19 protein-coding genes are annotated in these 20931 nt (G+C 62.8%); 7 read left to right on the top strand and 12 right to left on the bottom strand.

Features of this window, described 5'->3' with window-relative positions; genetic code table 11:
• Positions 1 to 17 precede the first annotated feature (17 nt).
• Both CWB41_RS13010 and CWB41_RS13005 read left to right on the top strand, forming a co-directional pair.
• Positions 18 to 437 carry a homogentisate 1,2-dioxygenase gene (locus CWB41_RS13010; RefSeq protein ID WP_129396493.1) on the top strand — a complete coding sequence of 140 codons (420 nt, stop codon included), beginning with the start codon at positions 18 to 20 and terminating at the stop codon, positions 435 to 437.
• Entirely contained in the window at positions 434 to 1444 is a 1011-nt protein-coding gene (locus tag CWB41_RS13005) for a cytochrome-c peroxidase (RefSeq protein WP_245411344.1), read from the top strand. Before CWB41_RS13010 ends, CWB41_RS13005 begins: the two co-directional genes overlap by 4 nt.
• 131 nt (positions 1445 to 1575) lie before the next feature.
• Here the strand turns inward: CWB41_RS13005 and glmS are convergent, their stop codons facing one another.
• A complete protein-coding gene (gene glmS, locus CWB41_RS13000; RefSeq protein ID WP_115837510.1) occupies positions 1576 to 3411 on the bottom strand; it encodes a glutamine--fructose-6-phosphate transaminase (isomerizing) in 1836 nt (611 codons plus the stop codon).
• 124 nt (positions 3412 to 3535) lie between these two features.
• Here glmS and CWB41_RS12995 point away from each other — a divergent pair, with 124 nt between their 5' ends.
• On the top strand, positions 3536 to 4744 hold the full coding sequence (locus CWB41_RS12995; RefSeq protein WP_165204341.1) for a glycosyltransferase family 87 protein: 1209 nt from the start codon (positions 3536 to 3538) through the stop codon (positions 4742 to 4744).
• 3 nt (positions 4745 to 4747) lie between these two features.
• Here the strand turns inward: CWB41_RS12995 and glmU are convergent, their stop codons facing one another.
• Positions 4748 to 6103 (bottom strand): bifunctional UDP-N-acetylglucosamine diphosphorylase/glucosamine-1-phosphate N-acetyltransferase GlmU, encoded by a 1356-nt coding sequence (gene glmU / locus CWB41_RS12990; RefSeq protein WP_115837512.1) that lies wholly within the window; start codon positions 6101 to 6103, stop codon positions 4748 to 4750.
• Positions 6104 to 6419: 316 nt separating this feature from the next.
• Here glmU and CWB41_RS12985 point away from each other — a divergent pair, with 316 nt between their 5' ends.
• Entirely contained in the window at positions 6420 to 7253 is an 834-nt protein-coding gene (locus CWB41_RS12985; protein ID WP_115837513.1) for an FTR1 family iron permease, read from the top strand.
• A gap of 268 nt (positions 7254 to 7521) precedes the next feature.
• Positions 7522 to 9087 carry a DEAD/DEAH box helicase gene (locus CWB41_RS12980; RefSeq protein WP_115837514.1) on the top strand — a complete coding sequence of 522 codons (1566 nt, stop codon included), beginning with the start codon at positions 7522 to 7524 and terminating at the stop codon, positions 9085 to 9087.
• Between the two features lie 102 nt (positions 9088 to 9189).
• On the opposite strand, the gene CWB41_RS12975 is transcribed toward CWB41_RS12980, so the two are convergent.
• Genes CWB41_RS12975 through CWB41_RS12945 form a run of 7 tightly spaced genes read right to left on the bottom strand, consistent with a single transcriptional unit; the run spans position 9190 to position 16105 of the window.
• Complete coding sequence (locus tag CWB41_RS12975) at positions 9190 to 9567, bottom strand: HesB/IscA family protein (protein ID WP_181902988.1); 378 nt, start codon at positions 9565 to 9567, stop codon at positions 9190 to 9192.
• A gap of 51 nt (positions 9568 to 9618) precedes the next feature.
• Positions 9619 to 10035, bottom strand: a complete 417-nt coding sequence (locus CWB41_RS12970) for a DUF59 domain-containing protein (protein ID WP_115837515.1) — start codon at positions 10033 to 10035, stop codon at positions 9619 to 9621.
• A gap of 4 nt (positions 10036 to 10039) precedes the next feature.
• A complete protein-coding gene (locus CWB41_RS12965) occupies positions 10040 to 11278 on the bottom strand; it encodes a cysteine desulfurase (protein ID WP_115837516.1) in 1239 nt (412 codons plus the stop codon).
• Complete coding sequence (locus CWB41_RS12960) at positions 11275 to 12603, bottom strand: SufB/SufD family protein (RefSeq protein ID WP_115837517.1); 1329 nt, start codon at positions 12601 to 12603, stop codon at positions 11275 to 11277. The genes CWB41_RS12965 and CWB41_RS12960 overlap by 4 nt, the downstream gene beginning before the upstream one ends.
• Positions 12604 to 12606: 3 nt before the next feature.
• Positions 12607 to 13359: a Fe-S cluster assembly ATPase SufC gene (gene sufC, locus CWB41_RS12955; RefSeq protein ID WP_115837518.1), complete on the bottom strand. Its 753-nt coding sequence runs from the start codon at positions 13357 to 13359 to the stop codon at positions 12607 to 12609.
• A 32-nt stretch (positions 13360 to 13391) separates the two neighbouring features.
• A complete protein-coding gene (gene sufB / locus CWB41_RS12950; protein WP_115837519.1) occupies positions 13392 to 14876 on the bottom strand; it encodes a Fe-S cluster assembly protein SufB in 1485 nt (494 codons plus the stop codon).
• A gap of 53 nt (positions 14877 to 14929) precedes the next feature.
• Entirely contained in the window at positions 14930 to 16105 is a 1176-nt protein-coding gene (locus tag CWB41_RS12945) for a cysteine desulfurase family protein (RefSeq protein WP_115837520.1), read from the bottom strand.
• Between the two features lie 275 nt (positions 16106 to 16380).
• Here CWB41_RS12945 and CWB41_RS12940 point away from each other — a divergent pair, with 275 nt between their 5' ends.
• A complete protein-coding gene (locus tag CWB41_RS12940) occupies positions 16381 to 17073 on the top strand; it encodes an alpha/beta hydrolase (protein WP_115837521.1) in 693 nt (230 codons plus the stop codon).
• Here the strand turns inward: CWB41_RS12940 and CWB41_RS12935 are convergent.
• Complete coding sequence (locus CWB41_RS12935; protein ID WP_165204338.1) at positions 17070 to 18071, bottom strand: sensor histidine kinase; 1002 nt, start codon at positions 18069 to 18071, stop codon at positions 17070 to 17072. The two genes, CWB41_RS12940 and CWB41_RS12935, sit on opposite strands and share 4 nt — an antisense overlap.
• A gap of 205 nt (positions 18072 to 18276) precedes the next feature.
• Here CWB41_RS12935 and CWB41_RS12930 point away from each other — a divergent pair, with 205 nt between their 5' ends.
• Complete coding sequence (locus CWB41_RS12930) at positions 18277 to 18975, top strand: Crp/Fnr family transcriptional regulator (protein WP_165204336.1); 699 nt, start codon at positions 18277 to 18279, stop codon at positions 18973 to 18975.
• Positions 18976 to 18990: 15 nt separating this feature from the next.
• On the opposite strand, the gene CWB41_RS12925 is transcribed toward CWB41_RS12930, so the two are convergent.
• Both CWB41_RS12925 and CWB41_RS12920 read right to left on the bottom strand, forming a co-directional pair.
• A complete protein-coding gene (locus CWB41_RS12925) occupies positions 18991 to 19557 on the bottom strand; it encodes a carboxymuconolactone decarboxylase family protein (RefSeq protein ID WP_115837524.1) in 567 nt (188 codons plus the stop codon).
• Between the two features lie 90 nt (positions 19558 to 19647).
• Positions 19648 to 20757 carry an anhydro-N-acetylmuramic acid kinase gene (locus tag CWB41_RS12920; RefSeq protein ID WP_342633317.1) on the bottom strand — a complete coding sequence of 370 codons (1110 nt, stop codon included), beginning with the start codon at positions 20755 to 20757 and terminating at the stop codon, positions 19648 to 19650.
• Positions 20758 to 20931: the final 174 nt, after the last annotated feature.

The following is a 20931-nucleotide window of genomic DNA, read 5'->3' as shown; positions in this document are numbered from 1 at the left end:
CCGCCCTGGATACGTCTTTGCCGCAAGCCTTAAGCGGTTGGACGTCGAAGACGCCGCTGCAAAGCGCGACCAAGGAGGCAGATTCGGCAGCAGCTACGCTCAAATCCGGTCAGGCAGTCCAGGCAACGCTGCATCACACGCGTGAGGTCGCTTACGTCGTCGAGCCTGACAAGCCGGGAGGCTCAGTGGCTTATGGCGGAATTCTGGCGGTGCAGATCAGCAAAGCTGGCACGTATCAATTCAGTCTCGGCTCCGGCGCCTGGATTGATGTCGTCTCGGGGGCAAGCAAGATCGCTTCGACAGCTCACGGCCACGGGCCAGAGTGTTCCAGCATCCGCAAGGCCGTCGCCTTTCCGCTCAAGCCGGGCCACTACATCGTACAGATCTCGGCCAATGCGGCGCCGACGCTCGATATCATGATCTCGCCCAAACTGTGATCGCGCGGCTGACTTTGATAATCGCCTTTGTCTGGGTGGCCTGGCGTGGCGTGCCTGCAGCGGCTTACGACTGGCATTTGCCGGCCGGCGTAACGCCGCCGAAGGTGCCGGCGGACAATCCTATGTCGGCTGCCAAGGTCGCGCTCGGCCGAAGGCTATTCTACGATGCCGATTTGTCGCTCGATGGAACAACAGCCTGCGCCACTTGCCATGAGCAAGGTCGGGGTTTCACGGATGGCAATGCCACCCACCCCGGCATCGGCGACGTACAGGGACTGCGCAATGTGATGGGTCTCGCCAATGTCGCTTATTTCGATCCGCTGACATGGGCCGATTCCACCCGCCACCGCTTGGAGCAACAAGCCGTCATGCCTTTGACCAACACCCATCCGGTGGAGATGGGTATGCATGGCAAAATGACGGTGCTGGTCGGGCGACTGCAATCCGACACCTGCTACCGGCAAATGTTCGCCGCGGCCTTTCCGAAAGACGCGATCACGGTAGCGAACACGGTCAAGGCCATCGCCAGCTTCGAACGCACAATGCTTTCCTTCGATTCGCCCTTTGACCGTTACCAGCGCGGCGATGCCAACGCGATTACACCCTTCGCAAAAGCCGGCATGGTTAGCTTCTTCGGCAAGGCCGGTTGCGCAGCCTGTCACTCCGGTGTCAATTTCACCGACCTCGATTATCACAACATCGGGACAGGCAATCCCCACGACGAAGGTCTAGAGACCGTAACAGGCCGCACTATGGATAAGAATCGCTTCCGCACGCCGAGCCTGCGCAACGTAGCGATCACCGCACCCTATCTGCACAATGGTTCGGCCAAGACTCTGGAAGCGGCGATCCGCGCGCATGTTGGCGGCGACTCGAACATGGCGCAGATCATACCACGTGGCGATGTTGCCGAGCTAATTGCCTTCCTCGAAACGATAACCGATCGGACATTCGTCACGAATCCCTCCTTGTCCTTGCCGCAAACGGCCTGCGGCAAGCCATTCTGATAGGGCCGGGCTCGCTGCGCTTGCGCTTGGCCGCGGAACCAGCTTTCCGTCTCAGTTTACATCTACGAAGATATCAGGCGTCATACCGGCAGAACGCGGCTTTAACGCAGGCAGCACTCGTGTTCGAGCTCCTATTCCACCGTCACGCTCTTGGCGAGATTGCGCGGCTGGTCGGCGTCTTTGCCCATGAAGACAGCCGTGTGATAGGCGAGCAATTGCACCGGCACGGCGTAGACGAGCGCGGAAAAGTCCGGCGCCATCTTCGGCAAAGCGATCACCTCCGCCGGCACGCCAAGCTCATGTGCAGCTTCGGGCTCGGAGATGAGAATGATCCGCCCGTTGCGCGCCGCGACCTCCTGCACGTTCGATAGCGTTTTCTCGAACACGTGGTCGCGCGGCGCGAGGACGATGACGGGCAGATCGGAATCGACCAGCGCAATCGGCCCGTGCTTCAACTCGCCGGCGGCATAGCCCTCGGCATGGATGTAGGAGATTTCCTTCAGCTTCAGCGCGCCTTCGAGCGCCAGCGGATAGGAGGTGCCGCGGCCAAGATAGAGCACGTCGCGCGCCTTGCTGAGATCGCGCGCCAGGAGTTCGACCTGCGGCTCGCGCTTCAGCGCCTCGGCAATGAGGCCGGGTACGGCGGTGAGTTCGGCGACGAGCCGCGCTTCCTCCTTCGCGTCGATCGTGCCGCGCGCCTTGGCGAAGGCGAGCGCCAGACAGGCGAGCAGCGCCAATTGGCAGGTAAAGGCCTTGGTCGAGGCGACGCCGATCTCCGGCCCCGCCAAAGTGAGCGCCGCGACATCGCTCTCGCGCGCCATCGTCGAGGTCGGGACGTTGACGATCGAGAGGATTTTCTGCCCTTGCGCCTTGGCGTAGCGCAGGCTCGCGAGCGTATCGGCCGTCTCGCCCGATTGCGAGATGAGCAGCATCAGCCCGCCCTTCTCCATCGGCGGTTCGCGATAGCGGAATTCCGAGGCGACTTCGATCTCGACCGGCAATCTCGCGATGCGCTCGAACCAATAGGACGCGACGAGCCCGGCCATAAAGGCCGTACCGCAGGCCGAGATCGTCAGCCGCGGCAGCGTCGCCGCATCGACCGGCAATTCGAATGGCAGCGACACGGTGCCTGTGGACAGATCGAGGAAATGCGACAGGGTGCGGCCGACGACCTCGGGCTGCTCATGGATTTCCTTGGCCATGAAGTGCCGGTAATTGCCCTTGTCGAAAAGGAAGGCCGAAACCGGCGCGCTGACCCGCTTACGCTCGACCGGCAGATTGGCGGCATCGAAAATTTTGGCGCCCTGGCGCGTCAGGACGGCATAATCGCCCTCTTCGAGATAGGCGAGCTGATCGGTCAGCGGCGCGAGCGCGATAGCGTCCGAGCCGAGATAGATCTCGCCGTCGCGCGCCCCGATGCCGAAGCCGATGGCGAGCGGTGCGCCGGCCCGCGCGCCGATCAAGAGATCGTCCTCACCCTCGAAGAGAAAGGCGAGCGCGAAGGCGCCTTTCAGCTTCGGCAGGCTTTCGGCCACCGCCTCGAGCGGCGAAAGGCCCTGGGCCAAAGCCTCGCCGACAAGATGCGCGACGACCTCGGTATCCGTCTCTGACTCGAAGGCATGGCCTCTGGCCTTCAACTCCTCACGCAAGGCGCGGAAATTCTCGATGATGCCGTTATGGACGACAGCGACTTTGCCGTTGCGATGCGGATGGGCGTTCTCGGCCGTCGGCTTGCCATGCGTCGCCCAGCGCGTGTGGCCGACGCCGGAATGGCCGTAAAGCGGCTCGGCGGCGAGCAGCGCTTCGAGATTCTTCAGCTTGCCCGCGGCGCGTCGGCGCACGAGCTTGCCGCCCTCCAGCGTAGCGATCCCGGCGGAATCATAACCGCGATATTCAAGCCGGCCCAAGGCTTCAACGAGCAGTCCCGCGACCGGGCCATTTCCAAGAATACCAACGATTCCGCACATTTGATCTTCCCTTTTGCCGTCACTCGGCACTGGGGACTTATGAGCCCCGGGCCTCGTTAGCAAATCAGAGAGCAATAGGCTCCATAAAGTGAACGCTTGCCCAATGCGTCCGCCGGGGAGCCGAATGACCCTTCTCGCCAAAGGCCAATTGGCCCGGACCGGGCCGCCGCTGAGCCGCGGCCTGCCGCTTGTGGCGCTGCGGACGCTCGCCGGCATCTATGCAGCTTTGGCGCTCGGCCTTTGTCTTGTGCCTGCCGCTGGCGGAATGCGCAATGGCGCCGGATCGGTCGTGGGGAATGATTTCCTAACATTCTACGCCGCCTCGATCCTCGTCCACGCAGGCGACGCTATCGCGGTTTTCGATCAGCCGCGCTTTTTTGCGCTTCAGGATTCCATTTCCGGGCTTGCCCAGCACTTTCCCTGGGCCTATCCGCCGACTTTTCTGCTCTTCGTGGCGCCTTTGTCGCGCCTGCCCTATCTAATCGCGCTGACGGCCTGGGTCGGCGCGGGCGCGCTCGGCTTGGGGCTCCTTGTCCGGCGTCTCTCCGGGCTCGCTTTGCCTCTCGTCCTGATCGCGCCGCCGCTCATCCAGAACGCGGCGGACGGACAGAACGGCGCCTTGACCGCGGCGCTGATCGCCGGCGGCCTTCTGGCGCTCGCCGATCGCCGCGCGTGGCTCGCAGGATTTCTCTTCGGCCTGCTGATCTACAAGCCGCAAGTCTTCATCCTGGCGCCGGTCTGCCTGCTGGCCGCGCGGGAGTATCGCGCGCTGCTGGTGCTTGCCGCGACAAGCGCCGCGCTTGTCCTGCTCAGCTTCGCCTGTTTCGGCGCCGACATCTGGTGGAAATTCCTGGCGCATCTGCCGGACCACGCGGCCATGATCCTCGGCAATCCGGTACAGAGCAATCGCGTGCCGACCGTCTTCGCCGCCGTCTACAAGCTGACGCTGAGCCACCGCGCAGCGGAAATCGCCCAGGCGATGGCGACGCTCGGCGCTTTCGCGCTGGTCTTCTGGGTCTGGCGGCGCGCGCAGGGTCTTTTCGCCCGCGCGCTCGCCTTCTGCATCGCGATGCCTTTGGCGACGCCGATCATGCTCGAATATGATCTCGCGATCTGGGCGCTGCCGATGGCGATGCTGGCCGCGCATCTCTGGCGTCAGGGCGGCGACTGGCGGGACTGGGCGGCGCTTCTGCCGCTCGCTTTTCTGCCGTCCCTCATCTGGATCACGGCGAGTGGGGGCTTCGATCCCTGGGCCTTCGTGATTCTCGCGTTCGTGCCCTATGTGATCTTCGCCACGCGCCGCGCGGACGGGACGCTGCCGCAGGCCGCCTGAGCGCTATTTCTTCTGCTTGTCGCGGAATGCCTTCGCCCAGCCGGGCTTTTGAACCTGGTGGCTGCGGGCGAGCGCCAGCGCGTCCGGTTCGACAGTCTCGGTGATGACGGAGCCGGTCCCGATATAGGCGCCATCGCCGATCTTCACCGGCGCGACAAGCGCCGAATTGACGCCGACGAAGACGCCGTCCCCGATCTCGGTGCGGAATTTGGCGAAGCCGTCGTAATTGCAGGTGATGACGCCGGCGCCGACATTCGTCTTCGCGCCGATCGATGCGTCGCCGATATAGGCGAGGTGATTGGCCTTGACGCCCGCGGCGAGCACTGAAGCCTTCACCTCGACGAAATTGCCGATGTGCACATCCTCCGCGAGCACCGTGCCGGGCCGCAGCCGCGCAAACGGCCCGATAATGCAGCGCGGGCCGATCTCCGCCCCCGTGAGATGGGAAAAAGAACGAATCGTCACACCGTCGCCAACTTTCACGCCCGGTCCGAAAAACACATCCGGCTCGATGAGCACGTCGCGACCGAAGGTCGTGTCGTAGGAAAGCTGCACACGGCTCGGATCGACGAAGGTAACGCCCCCGCGCATCGCATAGGCCTTGAGCCGATCCTGCAAGACCGCCTCCGCCACGGCGAGCTGCTGACGATCGTTGATGCCGAGCACTTCTTCCTCCGGCGCATCGATCGCGACGGCGCTCAGGCCGTCACGGCGTGCCGCAGCGACAATATCGGTCAGGTAAAATTCGCCCTGCGCATTGGCGGCGCCGATCGATTCAAGCAGTGGCAACGCCGTCGCGCCGGAGATCGCCATCAGACCGGCATTGCAGAAGAGGATCTCGCCCTCGTCATTGCGCAGATCGCGGTCCTCGCGGATCGCGATCAGCGTATCGCCCTCCTGAATCAGCCGGCCATAGCCGCGCGGATCGCTGGCGAGAAAGCCGAGCGCCGCGACGGCGCGGCCCGGCGCGGAAAGCCCCGTGCGCAGCCGTGCAAAGGTTTCCGGCTGCACCAGCGGCGTATCGCCAAAGGCGACGAGGATATCGTCATAGCCCTCGGCAATCGCCGCTTTGGCCGCGAGCACGGCGTGGGCGGTGCCGAGCGCTGGCGATTGCACGAAGACATCGATATCGGGCGCGATACTCTTGGCTTCTTTGACCACGTCATCGTGGCTCGGGCCGACGACGAGCGCCACACGCTCCGCCCCCGCCGCACCCACCGACGCCAGCACATGCGCGAGCAGCGAGCGGCCCGCGAGTTCGTGCAGAACCTTCGGCCGATCCGAGCGCATGCGCTTGCTTTGGCCAGCCGCGAGGACGATCGCGAGACAGGTTCGTTTTTGCGCGTCTTTAGAAGTCATCTTTTATTTATCCAAGCCCGTCAGGCGGCCATCCCGACTCGGCGGAAATCATTCCACACCCCGCGCTCAGCGCTATACACGAGAGTTTGTCGCCCTTCCAAATCAGGGCGGTGACCGGACCCAACTGCAGATTTCTCGCTTCGGCCAAATAAATCCCAGGCGAATTCACGCTCGTTTTTGAAGCATTCTAAATGCAGGCGCCGATCCTTGCAGTCATGTGCCGCGCTCATATAGTAGAGCGCAAAGCAAGGCTGGCTCAAAAGCCTGCGTTTCTCCCTTCTCGGGCGACCCCTGAAATCGCTGAAAGTGGATCATCGTGATCGCGGCCCTCATCATTGTCTTTCGTGAAGTTGTCGAAGCCGGCCTTGTCGTGGGTGTTGTCCTCGCCGTCACGCAGACCGTGCCGCACCGGTTGCGCTATGTCCTGGGCGGTGTCGCGGCGGGCGTTCTCGGGGCCAGCATTGTCGCGCTATTCACCGGCCTGATCGCCGAGGCTCTCGCCGGCACGGGCCAGGAAGTCCTGAACGCCTCCGTGCTCTCGCTGGCCGTCGTCATGCTCACCTGGCACAATGTCTGGATGGCGCGGCACGGCCGCGAAATGACGCAGGAACTCAGCTCCTTCGGGCGGGAGGTGAGCAGCGGTTCGAAGTCGCTGTTTGCGCTCGCCATCGTCGTCGCCGTCGCAGTGCTGCGCGAAGGCTCGGAAATCGTGCTGTTTCTCTATGGCGTGCTGGCCAACGGCGGCACGACAGTGGCCAATATTTTCATCGGCGGCGTGCTCGGGCTTCTGGGCGGCGTGGCCGTCGCCTATCTCACCTTCCGCGGCCTCATCACCATCCCGATGCGCTATCTCTTCCGCGTGACGACGGCGCTCATCTCCTTCATCGCGGCAGGCATGGCGGCCCAGGCGGTCGGCTTCCTCGATCAGGGCGACATCGTTACCGTGCTCGACCGCACGGTCTGGGACACGTCCTGGCTGCTCGCCGACGATTCCTGGGTCGGCCGCATTGCCCACACCCTGCTCGGCTATACCGACCAGCCGACGCAATTGCAGCTCATCGTTTATGTGGCGGTTCTGGCGACGATCTTCGTCCTGATGCGGATTTTCTCGCCCCGGCAGCAGCCGGCGGCGCGATTGGCAACGAATTAATCATTTTATTCCAGAGATTTGCGCCTCATGCACCGGCGTGAGCTTGTAATCCGTTTGCATCCTGCCGATATCAGCGTTAAAGAGCGGTTCGGACCGGCAGATTCGCCCAAAACTGGGGCGTGTCCGATTTCCCTTAAGGCGCCAAGTTTGCCGCTCGGTCCATTCCGGGTACCGGAAGCGCCTTTGAGCTTTAGCGCGCAATGTCCGTGTCGTAATTCGCAAAGTCGCGATCCGCAGCCGGACCGCATGCGCTGTTTTCAGGACGAATATGACTTTTAGAGAACTTGGTCTCAGCGAGAAGGTTCTACAGGCGGTAGAAGCTTCCGGTTACACCACACCTACTCCCATTCAAGCCCAGGCCATCCCCGAAGTCCTCGCCGGGCGCGACGTGCTCGGGATTGCCCAGACCGGCACCGGCAAGACCGCAGCCTTCACGCTGCCGATGCTCTCGCGCCTCGAACAAGGCCGCGCCCGCGCGCGAATGCCGCGCACCCTCATCCTTGAGCCGACGCGGGAATTGGCAGCCCAGGTCGAGGAAAGCTTTGGCCGCTACGGCATCAATCACAAACTCAACGTCGCTCTCCTGATCGGCGGCGTCTCCTTCGGCGATCAGGAAACCAAGATCATGCGCGGCGCCGACGTGCTGATTGCGACGCCCGGCCGCCTGCTCGATTTCGCCGAGCGCGGCAAGCTGCTCCTGACCGGCATCGAGATCCTAGTGATCGACGAAGCCGACCGGATGCTCGACATGGGTTTCATTCCCGACATCGAACGCATTTGCAAGCTTGTCCCCTTCACTCGGCAGACGCTCTTCTTCTCGGCGACAATGCCGACCGAAATCGTTCGCCTCACCGAGGCTTTCCTCCACAATCCCGTCCGTATCGAAGTCGCCCCGGCTGCCTCTACCTCCGCGACCATCGCCCAGGTGCTCGTCGCCTCCCCGTCCGGCCCGGCCAAGCGCGAGACTTTGCGCCACCTCATCCGCTCGGTCGATAATTTCAAGAACGCCATCATCTTCTGCAATCGCAAGCGCGATGTGGCGATCCTGCACAAATCGCTGCAGAAGCATGGCTTCCGCGCCGGCGCGCTGCATGGCGACATGGACCAGCGCTCGCGCATGGCCTCGCTCGACGCGTTCAAGAACGGCGAAGTCGATCTCATCGTCTGCTCGGATGTCGCGGCGCGCGGCCTCGATATTCCCGATGTCAGCCATGTCTTCAATTTCGACGTGCCCGTCCATGCCGAGGATTATGTCCATCGCATCGGCCGCACCGGCCGCGCCGGCAAACTGGGCACGGCGATCTCGATCGTCACCCGCGCTGACCAGAAGCATCTTGCAGAAATCGAGAAGCTGATCGGCCGCGTTGTCGAATGGCAGCAAGGCGCGACGCTCGACACGCTCACGCAGGACGACGAGGAGGAAGCCTCCCCGCGCCAGCGCGGCGGCCGCCGGACCAGCGGCGAGCGCACCCGTGCCCCGCGCGAACACAGCGCGCGCGAGCCGCGCGAACAGAGCAAACGGACGCGCGAGGCTCCTCACGACGCCCCAAAGAGCAATGGCCCTGCGGCCGCCAAAGCACACGACCCAAGGCCACAAGAGGCAAGGTCACAAGAGCCGAGACAACACGAGCCACGGCAACACGCCCCTAGGGCGCCAGAGCAAAAAGTGCCGGATCACAGGGAGCGCAGCCATCAACGCCCCGATCGCGCCAGATCGCGCGACAATGGCCATGACGATCAACCCGTCGTCGGCATGGGAGATCATGTCCCGAGCTTTTTGCTGCGCCCGGTGAAGCTGAAGCCGAGTGTCGTGGAAGAGGCGGAGGAAGCCTAAAACTCACGGCGGTGGACGTGTTCTCCGCCGCGCGACGTCAAGTTCTTTTCATCGCATCGGATTGATCCGAAAACCGCTTCGCGTACTTTTCGGTCCGATGCTTTAGCCGCGTGCTTCCGCGATCTGGGCTTCGCTGGCTGGCGTGATGGCGACGGATTCGCCGCAACCGCAGGCCCCCGTCTGATTCGGGTTGTTGAAGGTGAACCCCGAGCCGAGCTTGTCCGTACGGAAATCCATCTCGGTGCCGAGAAGGAACATCAGCGCCTTCGGATCGACGATGACCTTCACGTCCTTGTCCTCGACAACCTCATCGTAAGGGCCGATCGCCTCGGCATAATCCAGCGTATAGGACATGCCGGCGCAGCCGCCGTTCTTGACCCCGACGCGCAGCCCGGCGATGGCGCGGTCGGCCATCAGCGTGCGAACGCGATCGGCTGCCGCCTGCGTCAAAGTCATGATCGGGAACTTGGCTTTCGCCATCATCTATCTCCTCGCGTGACCCTTATATAGGTACGCCGGCGTTCGTTCACATCAATAAAAGTCGAGCGCGATCCGCGCCTCGGTCGACATCCGGCTTTGATCCCACGGCGGATCGAAGACCATGTTGACCTCGACCGCCGACACGCCGCCCACGGTGCCGACCGCGTTCTCGACCGATTGGACGATATCCCCGGCGACCGGGCAGCCTGGCGCCGTCAGCGTCATGTCGATCAGCACTTTACGGCTGTCGTCGATGACGACGCAATAGATCAGCCCAAGCTCGTAAATGTCGCAGGGGATTTCCGGATCGAAGACGGTCTTCAGCGCCGCAATCGCCTCCTCGGTCAGCCGCGCGCGTTCGTCCGGCGTGACGCCGGGCGCAAAGAACCATTGCGGCGAATTGGGCGATGCCGGTTCGACGGCCGGTGCGGCCCCGCCCGCTGGTGTCTGCGCCGTCTCGGTGATCATGTCCTCAGCCAAAGAGACCCTCCGCCCGCTGCAAAGCCTCGATGAGCTTATCGACTTCCTCGAACGTATTGTACATCGCGAACGAGGCACGGCATGTCGAGGTCACGCCGAACCGCGCCAGCAACGGCTGGGTGCAATGCGTACCGGCGCGGACTGCCACGCCTTCGCGATCAATGATCGTCGCCACATCGTGGGGGTGTGCGCCCTTGAGATTGAAGGCGAGAATCGCGCCCTTGCCCTTGGCGCGGCCGAAGATGTGCACCGAATTGAGCTGCGACATGCGTTCATGCGCATATTGGCCGAGCGCCGTCTCATGCGCATGGATCTTCGCCCGGCCGACCTCGCGCATATAATCGAGCGCGGCGCCGAGGCCCACGGCCTGGACGATCGGCGGCGTGCCGGCCTCGAAGCGATGCGGCGGATCGTTATAGGTCACGTGGTCCTTCGTGACTTCGTTGATCATCTCGCCGCCACCAAGGAATGGCGGCAGTTTCTCCAGCCATTCCGCCTTGCCATAAAGCGCGCCGACGCCGGTCGGCCCGTAAAGCTTGTGGCCGGTGATCGCGTAGAAATCGACATCGAGGTCTTGCACATCGACATCGAGATGCACGGCGCCCTGCGCCCCATCGACCAGCACCGGGATGCCGCGGGCGTGGGCGATCTTCACGATCTCCTTGATCGGCGTAACCGTGCCGAGGACGTTCGAGAGATGCGTGATGGCGACGATCTTGGTCTTGTCCGTCAGCGCGGCTTCGAAGGCTTCGAGCGAGAAATTGCCCTCGTCATCGACATCCACCCATTTCAGCACCGCGCCTTTGCGCTCGCGCAGGAAATGCCAGGGCACGATATTGGCGTGATGCTCCATGATCGAGAGGACGATCTCATCGCCCTCGTTGATGAAGCGCTGGCCGAACGAGGATGCGACGAGATTGATCGCTTCCGTCGCCGATTTGGTGAAGATGATTTCGTCGATACTGCCGGCGTTGAGAAACCCTCGCACGCTTTCGCGCGCGGCTTCATAGGCTTCGGTCGCGGCATTGGCGAGATAATGCAGCCCACGGTGGACGTTCGAATATTCGTTATAGGTCGCGTGGACCATGCGATCGACGACCTGCCGCGGCTTCTGCGCCGAAGCAGCATTGTCGAGATAAACCAGCGTCTTGCCATAGGGCTTCAACCCCAGGATCGGAAAATCCTGCCGGATCTTGGCCACATCGAGCGGCGCGGCGACATGCTCATTCATGCCTTCGCCCTCCCTGCGAGCCAGGCCGCGATCTCGGCGCGGTAGGCGGCGACGAGCGCGTCATCGCCGATCGCGTCGGCAGGCTCGGCTGCGAAAGCTTCGAGCAACAAGGCTTCCGCCTCCTTCGCCGGCAGGCCGCGCGCCTGGAGATAGAAGAGCTGATCGGCATCGAGGCCGCCGACGGTCGCGCCGTGACCGCAGGCCACGTCATCCGCGAAGATTTCCAACTCCGGCCGGCTGTTCATGGTCGCGTCGTCGTTGAGCACCAGAGCCTTGGCGAGCATCCGCCCATCGGTCTTCTGGGCGAGGCGATCGACGACGATCTTGCCCTGAAAGATACCCGTCGCCTCATCATCGAGGATATAGCGAAAATTCTGGCGGCCCTCGCAGCCCGTCGCCGCATGGCGCACGAAGAGCGTCGTGTCCGCATGTTCGCGCCCGCGCAGCAGGGACACGCCGCGCAGCGCGGCCTTCGCGTCGGCCCCGGCGAAGAGCTTGTAGATTTGCCGGCGCACCAGTCCCGCGCCGGTGATCAGCGCGAAACTGTCGAACTTCGCCTTCGCCCCGAGCTTCACCAGGAAGGTTTCGAGCCGCAGGCTGCCCGGTTCCGTCCCGGTGAGCGAGAGCGTATGCGCCACATCGGCGCCATCGCCGACGTCGAGGATCAGCACATTATTGGTCTGGCCCGTGCGGCCGCCCTGCCCCAGGCTCAATTCGTTGAAGCGGAATGTGGCACCCGCGCCGACGCGCACCAGCGAGCGCGAGAAACGCGCCGCCGGCTCCGACGCCACGGTCGCATAGACGATATGGAGCGGCGCTTCGAGCTTGGCGCCCGGCGCCACATCGATGACGAGGCCATCCTGCATCAAAGCCGCATTGAGCGAGATGATCGCATCGTCGGCTTCCGCCCAGACAGCGCCGAGGGCCTCAGTCAGTGCCGGTTCGCCCTTGGCGAGGGCGGCGGCAAGCGACGTCACCGTCACGCCCGCAGGCACCGGGCTGGACAGTTCCGGCGCGAAGACACCATCGACGAGGACAAGCCGCGGCGACGGCAAGCGCGCCGCCTCCGTGGCGAGCTTTGCAATGTCCCGCGCATTGGGCACCGGCGCGAGCGGCAGCGCCTGGCGCATCAGATTGCGCAGATCGGTATAGTGCCAGGCTTCGAGGCGGCGGTTCGGCAGGCCGGCACGGGCGAAAGCCTCGAAGGCGTGGGCGCGCTGTTCGGCCACCGCGGTATTGCCCGGCAGAGTCGCTTTGGCGGCTCTGAATGTCTCCGCCAGCGCGTTTTCCGCCGCTGTTGCCGTGGGAATGATCTGAATGCTCATGGCCTATGCCACTTCCGCTTCGACGTAATCCTTGTAGCCGCGCTTTTCGAGTTCATGCGCCAGCTCCCTGCCGCCGCTGCGCACGATCCGGCCGCCCGCCATCACATGCACTTTGTCCGGCACGATATATTCGAGCAGGCGCTGATAATGCGTGATGACGAGGAAGCTGCGATCCTTCGTGCGCAAGGCGTTGACGCCATCGGCGACGACCCGCAACGCATCGATATCGAGGCCGGAATCCGTCTCGTCGAGAATGGCGAAGCGCGGTTCCAGAAAGGCCAATTGGAAAATATCCATGCGCTTCTTCTCGCCGCCCGAGAAGCCGACATTGACCGCGCGCTTCAGGAGATCGGGCTTGATGTCGAGCTTGGCTGCCGCCTTGTTCACGCGCTTCACGAAATCCGGGATCGAAAGCTCCGGTTCGCCCCGCTGCCGGCGGATGGCGTTGAGCGTCGCTTTCAGAAAGGTCATCGTCGTGACGCCCGGAATCTCGACCGGATATTGAAAGGCGAGGAACACGCCCTTGGCGGCGCGCTCGTCCGGCGACAATTCGAGAATGTTCTCGCCATCGAGCAGCACTTCGCCCGACGTGACCTCATAGTCCGGCTTGCCGGCGATAACGTAGGAGAGCGTCGATTTGCCGGAGCCGTTCGGCCCCATGATCGCCGCGACCTCGCCGTCCGCGACCTGGAGGTTGAAGTCCTTCAGGATTTCGCGGTCGCCGATCGACACGCTCAGGTTCTTGACTTCCAACATGGCTTTAATCCTTGTGGGCGAAGGCGCGGGCGTCAGCCAACGCTGCCTTCGAGCGAAACGGCGATCAGCTTCTGCGCCTCGACGGCGAATTCCATCGGCAATTGCTGCAACACGTCGCGGACGAAGCCGTTGACGATGAGCGCCGTCGCCTCCTCCGCATTGAGCCCGCGCTGCATACAATAGAAGAGCTGATCCTCTGAAATTTTCGAGGTTGTCGCCTCATGCTCGAATTGCGTCGAGCGGTTATGCGCCTCGATATAGGGCACGGTATGCGCGCCGCAGTCGTTGCCGATGAGCAGCGAGTCGCAATTGGTGAAATTGCGCGCGCCCGTCGCCTTGCGATGCGCGGAGATCTGACCGCGATAGGTGTTCTGCGAATGGCCGGCGGCAATGCCCTTCGAGATCACCCGGCTCGTCGTGTTCTTACCGAGGTGGATCATCTTGGTGCCGGAATCGACCTGCTGATGGCCATTCGAAATCGCGATCGAATAGAATTCGCCGCGCGAATTGTCGCCGCGCAGGATGCAGGACGGATATTTCCAGGTGATGGCCGAGCCGGTCTCGACCTGCGTCCAGGAGATTTTCGAGCGCGCGCCGCGGCAATCGCCGCGCTTGGTGACGAAATTATAGACGCCGCCCTTGCCTTCGGAATCGCCCGGATACCAGTTCTGCACCGTCGAATATTTGATCTCGGCGTCTTCGAGCGCGATCAGCTCGACGACCGCGGCATGGAGCTGGTTCTCGTCGCGCTTCGGCGCCGTGCAGCCTTCGAGATAGGAGACGTAGGCGCCCTTGTCGGCGATGATCAAAGTGCGTTCGAACTGGCCGGTATTCTTCTCGTTGATGCGGAAATAGGTCGAAAGCTCCATCGGGCAGCGCACGCCCGGCGGCACATAAACGAACGAGCCGTCCGAGAACACGGCGCTGTTCAGCGTCGCGAAGAAATTGTCGGTGGGCGGCACAACCGAGCCAAGATATTTGCGCACGAGTTCGGGATGGTTCTTCACCGCCTCTGAGATGGCGCAGAAGATGACGCCGGCCTTGGCAAGCTCTTCCTTGAAGGTCGTGACCACCGAGACGGAATCGAACACCGCATCGACGGCGATGCGGCCGCTTGTTTCGCCCGCGCCTTCGACGCCGGCGAGGATCGCCCGCTCGTTCAACGGGATGCCGAGCTTCTCGTAGACCTTCAGAAGTTCCGGATCGACCTCGTCAAGCGACTTCGGCCCCGCAGCCGTCTTCGGCGCAGCGTAATAATAGAGATCCTGATAATTGATCGGGCCGTAGGAAACGCGCGCCCAGCGCGGTTCCGTCATCGTCAGCCAACGGCGATAGGCTTCAAGCCGCCATTCGGTCAGCCATTCCGGCTCGTTCTTCTTCGCCGAAATAAAACGGACGATATCTTCGTTGAGACCCTTGGGCGCCTTGTCCGACTCGATATCGGTCGAGAACCCGTACTTGTATTCGCTCACGTCGATCGCTTTGACGCGATCGATCGTTTCCTGCACCGCAGCCATTCTTCTCTCCTCACCTCGGCGGTTTCAAGGACCGCTGGTTCAGACTTCAATTCCTACGCGGCGGGCTTCACCCGCTTTGCCTTGAGCGTCTCGACCGCCCTGACGAAGGCGATCCGAAACCGCTCCACATCGTCCTCCTCGCTATTCCAGCCGAGGCTGACCCGGATCGCGCCTTCCGCTAATGCAGGCGGCACGCCCATCGCCTCGAGAACATGCGAGCGCTTGACCTTGCCCGAAGAGCAGGCGGACCCTGACGAGACCGCGACGCCTTCGAGATCGAGCGCCATCAACAAAACCTCCGCCCCCACACCCGGCACGGCGAAATTCGCCGTATTGGGCAAACGTGGCGCTCCCGCGCCAAAAATCACGGCCTCCGGCGCGAGGGCCTTAACCGCCCGCTCCAGCCGGTCACGCAGACCGGCGAGCCGGGCCATTTCGGCCACCCCCGCCTGAGCCAAAGCCTCGGCCGCGGCCGCAAAGCCCACGATCGCGGCGACATTCTGGGTTCCGGCGCGGAGCCCACGCTCCTGACCTCCCCCTCGAATTAGACCATTTAAAATATGATGGCGACTCTTTGCAAAACAAAGGGCCCCCGTCCCCTGTGGACCACCTATTTTATGGGCCGAAAGCACCAGAACATCCGCGTCCAGGGCGGAAAAGTCACTGGGTGCCTTGCCCGCCGCCTGGACACCGTCGCAAACCAAGGCTCCGCCGGCGGCGTGAACCCGGGCCGCGGCCGCGGCAACCGGCTGGATGACGCCCGTCTCGTTATTGGCCGCCTGGAGCGCCAGCAGCACCCGGCGCCCCGCGTGGCGGGCCAGAGCCGCGTCGAGAGCGGCGAGGTCGAGGACGCCGTCTGCCGTCAGCGGCAGTTTCTCCACGGCGGTCGCGGGGAATCTATGCCCTGCGAGAACGCAGGCGTGTTCCCCGGCCGCGACCAAAAGCATCTCGAACGGGGCTTTGTTACCGTCAAGCTCAAGTTCTGGCGTGAGAGCGAGGTTCAGTGCCTCGGTCGCGCCCGAGGTGAAATAAACATTCTTGGGCTGGGTTTTGACGAAGCCAGCCAAAGCCTCGCGCGCCGATTCGAGCCGCGCCCGCGCCGCCCGGCCTTCATGATGCACGGACGAGGCATTGCCCTCCTGCGTCAAGGCTACAAGCATGGCCTCGCGCGCCACGGGCCGCAGCGGCGTCGTCGCATTATGATCGAGATAGGCGCGCGAACGCTGCACTGATCACCCTTCCCTGGCGCAAGGCGAAATGAAAAAGCCCTTCGCCGTGCCAAAATAATTGCAATTCGGATGGCCGGGCGTGTAGAGGAAGACCCCTGATTTGCCGGCATGCCGTTTGGACTGGCGCTATAACGCGCCGAAACGGTTAGAACAATTCTAACGCCAGATTATGTGGGCCAGTGGCCTATGCGTCAAGCAAACCCGCGGGATAGCAGGCCTGCGGCGCGGCATACCGCGGCTAGTGCGGAGCACACCGCAAGCTTTTAGGAGATCGAATGCCCGAGGTCATTTTCAACGGTCCAGCCGGTCGTCTCGAGGGGCGCTTCCACCCCTCGGCGCAGCGTGGGGCGCCGATCGCCATCATCCTGCATCCGCACCCGCAGTTCGGCGGGACGATGAACAACCAAATTGTCTACAATCTCTATTATGCTTTCGCCGAGCGCGGCTTTTCGGTGCTGCGCTTCAATTTCCGCGGTGTCGGTCGCAGTCAGGGCGCGTTCGACCACGGCCAGGGCGAACTCTCGGATGCGGCGGCCGCGCTCGATTGGGCGCAGGCAATCAACCCCGAAGCGCGCGCCTGCTGGATCGCCGGCGTCTCCTTCGGCTCCTGGATCGGCATGCAGCTTCTGATGCGCCGGCCGGAGGTCGAGGGCTTCATTTCGGTCGCGCCGCCGGCCAACCGCTTCGACTTCTCTTTCCTCGCGCCCTGCCCGTCCTCGGGCCTCTTCGTCCACGGCGATCAGGACCGCGTCGCGCCGCTGAAGGAGGTCACCGGATTGATCGAGAAGCTGAAGACGCAGAAGGGCATCGCGATCGAGCACGCGGTCATTCCCGGCGCCAACCATTTCTTCGAAAATTGCGTCGAGCCGCTCATCGAAGAAGTCGGCATTTATCTCGACCGCCGCCTCGGCAATCCGCCGAAGCTGCCGACGCCGACGCGCGCGGAACCCGCCGAGCGGACAAGCTAGGCGTCGAAACGCACGCTCAGCGTCGTGCCCAATGACGACGGCAAAGTTTCAAGTTTGCCGCCGATCTGAACCGCCATCGCCTGCATGATGAGAAAGCCGCTTGTGGCCGGGTCCGCGAGGTCGATGTGCTGCGGCAAGCCGCAACCGTCGTCTTGAACGATCAAGCGGCAAGAAGTCGGGGTGATGCGCTTGAGCGCGACGGAAATCGTTCCGACGTGCTTGTCAGGAAATGCGTGTTTCAACGCATTGCCGATGGCTTCGCCAATCAGCACGGACAAGGCCATCAGCTTTTCCGGGTCCTTGATATCGACATCGTCCGAAACGACGCTGACGATTTCGTGCGAAGCGGCGGCCGATTGAAAATCCGCGCAGAGCAATTGCAGATAGTCCTTGATCTCTAGTCCTTCCACGACCCGCTCGTTCAGCCGGCGGCTGATCCGGCTCATATCGACGACTCTCTGCCGGGCGTCATCGAGGACGCGAACCGCGCCGGGGTCCCATCGCAGCTTCATTTTCTCCAATGTCAGCAAGCTCGCCACGGCCTGCATGTTGCTGGTCATGCGATGCTGGAGCGCGCGCAACTTCCCATCGAGCGAATTGAGCTCTGCCGCCGCCTCGACGTGCTGCCGCCGCATCTCGGCGAACCTCGTCCGGAGCGCGCTGATTATGAATACATATCCAGCTATTACAGTAGCATAAACAATATAAGGCAGGATCAGCGTCCATCCCTGCACGCCGACGTGGGGCCCGGGCCATGCAAAATGGAAAACACCGAGCGCCGACAGGACAGCTGCCAAAGCGCCGGGGCCCGCGCCGCCATAGAGCGTCGCCAGGCCGATGGCGGGCACATAGAACAAAAGCGGGAAAGGGAACGTCGCAGCAGTCAAAGTGTTCTGCAACACGGCTGCCAGCGCCGTAGCAGCCAAGGCGAAGAGATAGCTACGGGCGCCGTGCGCGTCCGTCCGCTCGATACGATCCATAAAATCGAAAATGCGCATCGCACCTCCAGCCGTGCGGTGCGTAGACCCTTCTGGCGTGCGGGTCATTTAACTTTGACATAAGCGAGTCGCCGGGAGGAAGGCTTGCTTGTGATTGATCTCACGGCCTCTTATGAGGCGCAGATTTTTCACAGCATTTATCGGATCTGATTTTATGGCGAGCACAGCAAGTCAGAACATCGCCACGCCTTGTGCGAAGTGTCCCTTGCGCGAGCTTCCCGTCTTTGGCGGGCGGCTTATCGATGTAAACGTCATTCAGGCTTTTAAAATCGGTGAGCTGACCGTCGCGCCGGGTGGAACCATATTGCTTGAGCAAGCCCGTGCGAGCCACCTGTTTACAGTTTTGTCCGGCTGGGCGTTCCGTTATAAGACCCTCGAGGATGGCCGTCGCCAGATCATAAACTATGCGTTGCCTGGCGATTTTCTCGGCTTGCAATCTTCCATGTCGGAAACCTTGGGACATGGCATCGAGGCGCTAACCGATTCCGTGCTCTGCGTTTTCCCACGCGACAAGCTTTGGACGTTCTTCGCGAGCGACACGCAACTCGCCTATGACGTCACTTGGCTCGCGGCGAACCAGGAGCGCAGTCTGGACGAGCAAATCCTCTCACTCGGGCGCAGAACCGCGATCGAGCGCATTGCCTATCTGCTTTGGTATCTTTTCGACAAGGCGCGCGGACTGGGGATGACGAAGCGCAACCAGCTCGATATGCCCATGCGACAAAGCCATCTCGCCGATACGCTCGGACTCTCCCTCGTCCACACCAACAAGACCTTGCAAAGACTGCGCAAGGAACGATCGATCGAGCTCGATGACCGGACCTTGAGGATCATCAATGAAGATGCCTTGAAGAAATTGGCGCGCGTAGACGATGTCGAAAACGCCACGCGCCCGCTCATCTAGGGTCTGTCTGGCCGCCTACACTTCCGGCACCGGAATGTCGAACGTGTTGAGCGTGATCGACACGAGCGCATACAGCCCAACGAGATAGGAAAGCTCCGCCGCGCCATGCGGCGTGAAGAGTTGCACCGCACTCCGGTAGGTCAGCTCCGGCAAGGTGCCGCCGCTGATGAGGGCGCTGGCGAAATCATAGGCGACGGCCTCTTCGCGAGTCAGATCGACAGGCCGCTGACCGGCAACGATCGTTGAAATCTTTTCATCCGAGAGACCGCGCAACTCGCTGACCAACACATGCGCATAAAGCTCATAGGCCGATTTGAAATGCGCGCCGGTGACGAGAATGGCGACCTCGCGCACATTGCGCGGCAACGCAGGCTTGTCGGCGAGTGCACGGACGAGATGCCAGCTCGCTTCCCCGAACTTCGGCTCGGTGAGCCACGCCGTCCAGGGCCCGATCAGCGCACCGTCGCTGCGGATGGCGGTGAAACCCTTAAAATTCGTCTCAATCCCTTCCTTCATGTCGTTATAGAGCACGCGCTGCTCGGGGCTGAGTTCAGCAGGCGGAATGGGCGTCAGGCGGGGCATGGCAGCTCCTTGCGGCTCGCAGCGGAATTGGATCGCCGGCACCCTAGCCCGCAATCCGCATGCTAGTGTGACGATGGTTCCGCGCGTAGGTCAATTCGCGCCAGCGATCAAACCGCCCGGCATAGGCTCCGCGACTCCTGTCGTTGTCGGGAACGTGATCGGCAGATTCTTCAGCCGCCGCACGGCGAGATAAGCGAAGGCTTGCGCCTCCAGCGCGTCACCCGACCAACCGAGAGCCTCGGCCACCACCAGCCCGCAAGGCAGGAGCTGCATCAATTGCCAACGCAACGTCAGATTATGCGCGCCACCGCCGACAAGTACGACGAGCTTGGGCTGCTTCGGCAGGTGGTCGAGCGCGCGGACAATGCTGTGCGCGGTGAAGGCGGTGAGCGTCGCGACGGCATCTTCGAGCGGCAGAGCGGCGACGGCGGCGCTTGAAAATGCATTGCGGTCGAGCGATTTCGGCGGCGGCAGTGCGAAAAAAGGATGCGCCAGCAGTTCGGCGAGCGCGACGGGATTGACCTTGCCGGCTGCGGCGGTCAACCCGCCGCCGTCCATCTTCTCGCCGGCGCGCGAAAACATCGTGTCGTCGATCAGCGCATTGCCCGGCCCGGTATCGAAGGCGACCGGCGCGCCGCCATCGACATAGGTGAGATTGGCGACGCCGCCGATATTGACGACGACGATCGGCTCCGCGAATCCGGCCGCCTCGACCAGTGCGCGGTGATAGATGGGCACGAGCGGCGCGCCCTGCCCGCCTGCCGCCACATCGGCAGCGCGAAAATCATAAGCGACAGGCCGGCCGACCGACCGCGCGAGTTGGACGCCGTCGCCGATCTGCACCGTGAAACGCTCGGCCGGGCGATGAATCACGGTCTGGCCGTGAAAGCCGACGATATCGACGGAAGCCGGATCGATCATTTCCGCGATCAGAAAGTCGCGCACGGCCTCGGCATGGCGGGTTGTGACGCGGCGCTCCGCTTCGGCGAGGACGCCCGGACGCGCCATGCGCGCAGCAGGGTCGGCTGGCAGGTCTTGCGCTGCGGCCAAGGCAGCGCGCAGAAGCGCGCGGTCCTCGTCGTCGTAAGCGAAAGACCGCGCCGGTCCCTGCGTGACGTCCGCAGCGCCATCTGTCTCGATGATGGCGACATCGATACCGTCGAGAGATGTTCCGCTCATCAAGCCAAGCGCGCGCGTCACCGATATTCCCTCCAGAGCAGCGCCTATTATGACAATCCACCGTAAAAAAAGCGATTGCGCGATCAGCCCTCTGGAAAAAACTTGCGCCCGCCTGGCGATGTCCCCTTGTATTTCAGTGCGGCAAGTGACCGCTGGGTTCGGCTCTTACAGAGCAAAGGGTGTGAGGCGCTTGGC

Origin of the sequence: Methylovirgula ligni (genome assembly GCF_004135935.1) — a bacterium.
Lineage (GTDB): Bacteria > Pseudomonadota > Alphaproteobacteria > Rhizobiales > Beijerinckiaceae > Methylovirgula > Methylovirgula ligni.
The sequence above is the reverse complement of the archived record's forward strand: the minus strand, read 5'-3'. Positions and strand labels throughout refer to the sequence as shown.